This is a genomic window from Nesterenkonia muleiensis (assembly GCF_003600155.1).
In the GTDB taxonomy this organism is placed as follows: Bacteria; Actinomycetota; Actinomycetes; order Actinomycetales; family Micrococcaceae; genus Nesterenkonia; species Nesterenkonia muleiensis.
Genome location: NZ_QWLD01000040.1, coordinates 459,778 through 466,476 on the forward strand (window position 1 = coordinate 459,778; position 6,699 = coordinate 466,476).

The following is a 6,699-nucleotide window of genomic DNA, read 5'->3' on the forward strand; positions in this document are numbered from 1 at the left end:
TCGAATTCTGCTCGACATACACCCTACGCGAACGCGCTCATGGTGATCGCGTCCAGTCAGCTTTCAGAGTGTCTCATATGCTGGTGTGATGGGACACACACTGTCGGTATCGTCGGTCAGTAGCCTGGTGGCTGTCGCTGCCCTGGTGCTCACGGCCTGCGGCCACAGCGGCGATGCCCATCAGTGCGAGGGGACTGTCGAGCAGCTCAGCGGCGACCTCCCGGATCTCTTCTCGGCATGGGCTGAGGCGGACTTTCCAACCCGTGGAGATGACCCCGAGGCGTTCAGCAGACCATTCGAGCAGCTTGGTGAGAGCCTGGGGACCGAGCCTGCTCATCTGATCACAGCCATGCGTGACTCAGGCGAGGAACCCTGGGCCGCTACGGTCCTCGGCGACCTGCTCGTCATTCACTTCCCCGAGGGAACCCCAGACGGGGCGGTCGAGGACCCCACCCTGATCGCCTATGCCCTCGACACTGCGGCACCGGTGTGGGCGGTGACCGACACCAACAGCTCCTTTGACCGGTTCCCGCAGCTCATCACCGATTCGCTGATCGTTCATCTCTCAGGGTCGGAGGACCACGCTGATGTCTACGGAATCGACCCGCAGACCGGCCAGACGGTGGGATGCAGCGGTCAGGCCATCGGGGAGGACAGTGTAGTCTCAGCCACCGCAGCCACCGGCGGGGATGACATCGTTTTCACCAACGGGGATGCGGGCACTCTGAGCCGCCTGGACGTCTCAGACGGTCAGCTGCTGTGGGAAGCCGACATCGAGGAGGCTGAGCTGCTGCACACCAGTGACTGGGCGGTGGTTGACGATGAGCTGATCGCCCTGGCCGGCTACCGAGATCCGGCCTCCACCGCCCCGGACACAGAGCAGGATCTGGATGCTGACGTGGCCACGGTGGACTATGACCCTCTGCTCACACGTGCTTACAGTCTTCAGGACGGTCAGCTGCTGTGGGAGCATCCCGTCTCAGGCAGCGCCTACCCACTCATGAACGCTGGAGAGGCAGGAATCCTCCTGGCCCGAACGGCATCGCCTGACCAGGATGAGGACCACCGTCAGGTCGGTTTCATGCCTGAGGAGGTTCTCCACGGCTTGGAGATCGTTGACCCGGCAGGTGAGTCACTCTGGGCCACCGAGCGGCAGCCGGCCAACTCCCCGGGACAGGGAACGGTGGTCGATGATCTGGTGATCTGGGCGGACTCTGCCCTTCGCGGCTCCACCACAGCCTGGGAGCTCAGCACCGGGGAAACTCGGTGGGAGATCTCCGATGCGCAGCTGACCGATCTCAACGCCGGTGAGACAGTCGGCGTCGTCGACGCGGCGAACACCACTCCCTTGGACGATTCCTATCTGATTCCCACCGCCAGCGGCGTCACCCGGGCCGACCCTGCCACCGGAGACATCGAATTTGCTCCGGTGAACCTCGGTGGGATGACAAGGCAACGGATCATCGGAGTGACCGAGACTCATCTGGTCATGGCCCCTACCTACTTCACGGACAACCAGGCGCTCACATTCGTCATCTACGAACGATGATTCCCGCGGTGACAGGAGCCCTCAGGAGCACGCCTGACAGTCTGTTCTACGCGGCGTAGAATGGCAGGATGACCAGCCAGGTCCACTCCATCACCGACGCCCCGCTGCGGCACAGCACCGAGCAGCACGCACGGATGGTCCGCTATACCGTGGCCATGTCCACCCGTGTGGTGTGCTTCGTGCTCGCTGCCGTGGTCGGCGTGGTCTGGCAAAGCTGGTGGGCAGCGGTGTTCGTGGCCGCGGCCATCGTTCTTCCCTATGTGGCCGTGGTGGACGCCAATGCCGGAGGCGACCGCTACCAGGCTCGCCGCGAGGATGAGGGGCTCGCCCCCCAGCCGCGCCGGCTGAGCACCGGCGGAGAGGATCTTCCCGCGGAACCGCGCCAGTGGTGGGAAGAGGAGCACGACGGCACCCCCTCCCCCAACAGCGCTGATGGTGCTGTGATCTCCGGAGAGCTGAGCGACGACGACGCCCCGGACGGGACACAGAGCTGATGGACCTTCTGGGCGCACTCGGCTCGGATCAGCCGGGACCGGAGACTCCCACATGCTCCCGCAAGGGATGCCCGGCGGAAGCCTGGTGGCAGATCATGTGGAACAACCCGAAGATCCACAGTCCGCAGCGGCGCAAGATCTGGCTGGCCTGCAGTGAGCACCGTGACTGGTTGGAGAGCTTTCTGCGGGCGCGGCTGTTCTGGCGCAGCACAGAACCGATGAATCATCCCAAGGGCAGCAGCACCACCACCGGACCGGAGGTGGACCGGTGAAACAGCAGCGCTACGGGTTTCTGCTCTCCCCGGTCTGGCTGGGCTGGCTGGGGGCCTGCGTGATCTTCTGCGTGGCCTGCTACCTGCTGGGGCAGTGGCAACTGGACCGGCGGGAGGCCGCACTGGAGGAGATCAACCGGGTGGTGGACAATTATGACCAGGACCCGGTCCCCTACTCCGAGGCTCGGGACATCTTCGCTGAGGGATCCGCCGAGGATGAGTGGACTGTGGTGGAGCTCCGCGGTCAGTATCTGAGCGACGATTCACTGCTGGTCCGCAACCGCGGCCACGGCGGCCAGGTCGGCTATGAGCAGCTGGTGCCGTTCCGCGACTCAGCCAGCGGCGACGTCGTCGTGGTCTCCCGGGGATGGTTGCCGACCTCCAGCACCGACGGGTCGGTTCCAGCCTTCAACCCGGAGCCTCCTGCCGGAGTGGTGGAGCTGACCGCGAGGATGAGACCGGGCGAGCCGGAGATCGACCGTGATGCCCCGCAGGGGCAGCTGGCATCGATCGATCTGTCGGAGTATCAGTCCCAGGCCAGCTATCCGTTGGTGCAGGGCGGCTACGGACTCATGGCTGAGGAGTCGCCGGAGCCGGCACAGACGCCCCACCAGCTGGCCCGTCCGAGCTTGGACGAGGGGCCCCATCTGAGCTATTCGATGCAATGGGTGACCTTCGGGCTGCTGAGCTTTGTGGGCTGGGGGTATGCGGCCCGCGTGCACCGCCGCAATCTGGACGCCGAGGAACTCGACGAGCTTGAGGGCACCGGCGCTGCGGCCGCAGATGAGCTCGGCTCAGCGGATGCGAGGCTGGAGAAGCAGCTGCGCGCACGCCGTGCCAAGCAGATGCGGCGCAGACAGACCGGCAAGTATTCTGATGAGGACGCCGAGGACGCGTGGGTCGATCAGCGGCTTGCCGGCCCACGCTGACGTGACCGGGACAGACTATGGGCTGATCAGCTGGAGCCTGGGGAAGTACGTTCGATAGCGCTTGGCATCACGGGTAAGGAGCCGGTGACCAGCTACCAAGGTATGCGCTCCGATGTAGAAGTCCGGCATCGGTGCTGGCTTTGTGCCGCCACGCCTCCGGTAGCTCAGGAATGCCTTCCCGGCGAGAAAACCAGCTTGCCATGGGAGCGTCTCCCCCGAATAGCCGTCGCGTGGGAACGCCACATCAAGTTTCTCAATCGACGTGTACGCCACCGAGACTTCGGCGTACACGATCTGGTTGATCACCAGTAAGTACTCCCTGGTCCGCTTCATCAGCCAGAGCCTGCTCCGACCAGTCCTGCCAAAGCGGATCCTCAACGGCAATGTCGATCAGAACGTTGGAGTCGACGAGGGTCGCCACTGGTCAGTCCCCTCTGAGAAGCTCCATAAGCTGGTCCGTGGACATGCCGTTGATGTCCTTGCTCGACGCCGTGCCTCGAAGCCGCTGGACCATGCGCGCCCCCCGGGTGGTACTTTCTGAGCCATGGACGATCTTCAGCGTTCCCTGATCCTCCACGACATCGACCTCGTCGCCTTCAGCGAAGCCGAACTTTTGTCGCAGCGGGGCAGGGATAGTCACCTGCCCTTTACTATTGAGCCGCATCCTGCACCTCCGCGCCATGTATTACGTATCTATTGTATTACGTAATATTAGTCACGGTCTATCAATCAGCTCCTTGCCAAGAACGAAGCTCCGCGACCGCCACAGCACCTACGTCCGGCACAGGAAAGTCTGGAGCGCTCCCTCAGGCTAAGGTGACCAGGTCCTCGTACTCTTTGGAGTAGAGGTCCTCGACGCCATCGGGCAGCAGCACGACACGTTCAGGGGCCAGTGCCTCCACGGCCCCGGGGTCGTGGGAAACCAGTACCACAGCGCCTTCATAGGTGCGCAGCGCCGCCAGGATCTCCTCTCGGGAGGCAGGATCCAGGTTGTTGGTCGGCTCGTCCAGCAGCAGCACATTGGCGCTGGAGGCCACCAGGGTGGCCAGGGCCAGCCGGGTCTTCTCCCCGCCGGAGAGCACCGCGGCGGGCTTGGCGACGTCGTCCCCGGAGAACAGGAAGGAGCCTAGGATCTTGCGCTGATCCGTATCGGTGAGGAAGGGAGCCGCGGTCTTCATGTTCTCCAGCACCGACTGATCGGTGTCCAGGGTGTCGTGCTCCTGGGCGAAGTAGCCCAGCTTCAGACCGTGGCCGTGGATGATCCGGCCCGAATCCGCTTCTGCAGCACCGGCCAGCATTCGCAGCAGCGTAGTCTTGCCCGCCCCGTTGTAGCCCAGCACCACCACTCGCGAGCCGCGGTCGATGGCCAGGTCGAGTCCGGTGAAGATCTCCAGCGAGCCGTAGGACTTGGACATGCCCTCGGCCATCAGCGGGGTCTTGCCGCAGGACTGAGGCTTGGGGAACCGAATATTGGCCACCCGGTCAGCCTGACGCTCACCCTCCAGCCCGGCCATCATCCTGTCGGCGCGCTTGAACATGGACTGCGCGGCCACCGCTTTGGTGGCCTTGGCCCGCATCTTCTCCGCCTGCGCCCGCAGCGCCGTGGCCTTCTTCTCCGCGTTGGCAAACTCCCGCTTGCGCCGGGCCTCGTCCTGTTCGCGCTGGGCCAGGTACTTCTTCCAGCCCATGTTGTAGACGTCTACTGTCATCCGCATGGCATCAAGGTAGAGCACCTTGTTGACGGTGGACTCGATAAGATCCACATCATGGGAGATGATCAGCACCCCACCGGGGAACCGCTGCAGATAGTCCCGGAGCCAGACGATGGAGTCAGCGTCCAGGTGGTTTGTCGGCTCATCGAGCAGAAGTGTGTCGGCGTCGGAGAACAGGATCCGGGCCAATTCCACGCGCCGGCGCTGACCGCCGGAGAGCGTTCGCAGCGGCTGGGTGAGGATCCTTTCGGGCAGATCAAGGTTCTTACAGATGATCGCAGCCTCGGACTCAGCGGTATACCCTCCGGCAGCCTCGAAGCGGGCCTGCAGATTGTCATAGCGCCGCATGGCCTTCTCACGTGCGGCGCCGTCGTCGGAGGCCATGTCCAGCTCGGCCTGCCGCAGCTTCGCGGAGACCACGTCCAGCTCCCGAGCGGAGAGGATCCGGTCCCGGGCGGACTGCTCCATGTTCTCCACCCTGGGGTCCTGGGGCAGATAGCCGATGGACCCGCGGCGCTCCACGTGCCCGGCGGCCGGGGTCCCGGCTCCGGCCAGGACCTTGGTCATGGTGGTTTTTCCGGCACCATTGCGCCCCACCAGGCCGATCTTGTCCCCGGAGTCGATGCGGAAGCTCACACCATCCATCAGCAGACGTGCTCCGGCACGCAGCTCGAGATTGGATACGCTGATCAACGGTGAATTTCTCCTGTGACGAATCGGCGGCGGGCAGTGGGCAACCAGGACAGTCTAACGATGCAGCCGCATGATCTATGCCTGAAGGTGGGCTCGCTCCGCCCGCCAGCGGGACTCACTCAGATGTTGAAGCCGAGGGCGCGCATCTGCTCCTTGCCGTCCTCGGTGATCTTCTCCGGACCCCACGGCGGCATCCAGACCCAGTTGAGCCGCCACTCATCGACCATGGTCCCGATGTTCTGGCCGACCTGCTCCTCCAGCACATCGGTCAGCGGGCAGGCCGCAGTGGTGAGGGTCATATCGATGACCAGGGCACCGTCATCCTCGTAGCGCAGGCCGTAGAGCAGCCCAAGATCCACGATGTTGATGCCCAGCTCGGGGTCGATAACCTCCATGAGGGCCTCTTCGATGTCCTCAAGGGGTGTCTGCGTTGCTGTTGTCTCGCTCATTCGTTCTTCCTTCCCGTCATCATTCTTACGGGCATAACGTTATGGTGGTCTCCACTATGCCTGAGCCTGTCTCTGCTGGCCAGCGTCAGCTCAGCGTGCCTGCGCCTGGGCGAGGGCATCACGTAGTGCCATCCATCCCAGCAGTGCGCATTTGACCCGTGCTGAATACCGGCCGACACCGGTGAAAGCTCCTAAGTCTTCGAGCTGATCCATCCGGTCAGGGGTCAGTTCCTGCCCCCGGTTGCGGATCAGCTCCCGGAAGGTCTCCCCCAGTTCTTCGGCCTCTGCCACCGCAGTCCCGTCCACCATCTGGTGCATCAGGGAAAGTGAAGCCTGGGAGATGGAGCAGCCCCTTCCGGTCCAGCCCACGTCGATGATCGTGCCCCCGGCCACCCGAACCTGAACCCGGCACTCGTCACCGCAGGTGGGGTTGACTTGAAACGATTCCCCGTCAGCAGCAGGGAGCTCACCCTGACCGGAGCGCTGCTTGGCATGGTCGAGGATCACCTGCTGGTAGAGCATCTGCATCGCAGACATCAGGACCTCACTCCGAAGAAGCCGATCACGGTGTGCAGGCCACGGACGAAGGCCTCGATATCCT

General features: G+C 63.8%; 9 protein-coding genes. 4 read left to right on the forward strand and 5 right to left on the reverse strand.

Going from position 1 to position 6,699, the window contains the following annotated elements:
* Window positions 1-88 precede the first annotated feature (88 nt).
* The 4 genes from DVO78_RS13280 to DVO78_RS13295 all read left to right on the forward strand — a co-directional run bounded on the left by DVO78_RS13280 (window position 89) and on the right by DVO78_RS13295 (window position 3,244).
* Window positions 89-1,549: an outer membrane protein assembly factor BamB family protein gene (locus DVO78_RS13280; RefSeq protein WP_120005349.1), complete on the forward strand. Its 1,461-nt coding sequence runs from the start codon at window positions 89-91 to the stop codon at window positions 1,547-1,549.
* A 68-nt stretch (window positions 1,550-1,617) separates the two neighbouring features.
* Window positions 1,618-2,043 (forward strand): DUF3099 domain-containing protein, encoded by a 426-nt coding sequence (locus DVO78_RS13285; protein ID WP_120005350.1) that lies wholly within the window; start codon window positions 1,618-1,620, stop codon window positions 2,041-2,043.
* Entirely contained in the window at window positions 2,043-2,315 is a 273-nt protein-coding gene (locus DVO78_RS13290; protein WP_120005351.1) for an acetone carboxylase, read from the forward strand. Before DVO78_RS13285 ends, DVO78_RS13290 begins: the two co-directional genes overlap by 1 nt.
* The gene (locus DVO78_RS13295; RefSeq protein WP_120005352.1) at window positions 2,312-3,244 is read left to right on the forward strand and encodes an SURF1 family cytochrome oxidase biogenesis protein; all 933 of its coding nucleotides are present in this window, start codon (window positions 2,312-2,314) and stop codon (window positions 3,242-3,244) included. The genes DVO78_RS13290 and DVO78_RS13295 overlap by 4 nt, the downstream gene beginning before the upstream one ends.
* 15 nt (window positions 3,245-3,259) lie before the next feature.
* Here the strand turns inward: DVO78_RS13295 and DVO78_RS17795 are convergent, their stop codons facing one another.
* The 5 genes from DVO78_RS17795 to sufU form a co-directional block, all read right to left on the reverse strand.
* Window positions 3,260-3,577 carry a type II toxin-antitoxin system VapC family toxin gene (locus tag DVO78_RS17795; RefSeq protein ID WP_202912187.1) on the reverse strand — a complete coding sequence of 106 codons (318 nt, stop codon included), beginning with the start codon at window positions 3,575-3,577 and terminating at the stop codon, window positions 3,260-3,262.
* Between the two features lie 91 nt (window positions 3,578-3,668).
* Complete coding sequence (locus DVO78_RS17800; RefSeq protein ID WP_338016581.1) at window positions 3,669-3,926, reverse strand: AbrB/MazE/SpoVT family DNA-binding domain-containing protein; 258 nt, start codon at window positions 3,924-3,926, stop codon at window positions 3,669-3,671.
* Window positions 3,927-4,050: 124 nt separating this feature from the next.
* The gene (gene abc-f, locus DVO78_RS13305) at window positions 4,051-5,649 is read right to left on the reverse strand and encodes a ribosomal protection-like ABC-F family protein (RefSeq protein WP_120005353.1); all 1,599 of its coding nucleotides are present in this window, start codon (window positions 5,647-5,649) and stop codon (window positions 4,051-4,053) included.
* Window positions 5,650-5,768: 119 nt separating this feature from the next.
* Window positions 5,769-6,098: a metal-sulfur cluster assembly factor gene (locus DVO78_RS13310; RefSeq protein ID WP_120005354.1), complete on the reverse strand. Its 330-nt coding sequence runs from the start codon at window positions 6,096-6,098 to the stop codon at window positions 5,769-5,771.
* A gap of 90 nt (window positions 6,099-6,188) precedes the next feature.
* Window positions 6,189-6,699 (reverse strand): Fe-S cluster assembly sulfur transfer protein SufU (sufU, locus tag DVO78_RS13315; RefSeq protein WP_338016582.1); only part of this gene is annotated, 511 nt, incomplete at its 5' end.

Excerpts from the sequence above, each read along its gene's own strand:
- DVO78_RS13280 (WP_120005349.1), top strand. The coding sequence starts at position 89 with ATGGGACACACACTGTCGGTATCGTCGGTCAGTAGCCTGGTGGCTGTC.
- DVO78_RS13285 (WP_120005350.1), top strand. The coding sequence starts at position 1,618 with ATGACCAGCCAGGTCCACTCCATCACCGACGCCCCGCTGCGGCACAGC.
- DVO78_RS13290 (WP_120005351.1), top strand. The coding sequence starts at position 2,043 with ATGGACCTTCTGGGCGCACTCGGCTCGGATCAGCCGGGACCGGAGACT.
- DVO78_RS17795 (WP_202912187.1), bottom strand. The coding sequence starts at position 3,577 with ATGAAGCGGACCAGGGAGTACTTACTGGTGATCAACCAGATCGTGTAC.
- DVO78_RS17800 (WP_338016581.1), bottom strand. The coding sequence starts at position 3,926 with ATGGCGCGGAGGTGCAGGATGCGGCTCAATAGTAAAGGGCAGGTGACT.
- DVO78_RS13310 (WP_120005354.1), bottom strand. The coding sequence starts at position 6,098 with ATGAGCGAGACAACAGCAACGCAGACACCCCTTGAGGACATCGAAGAG.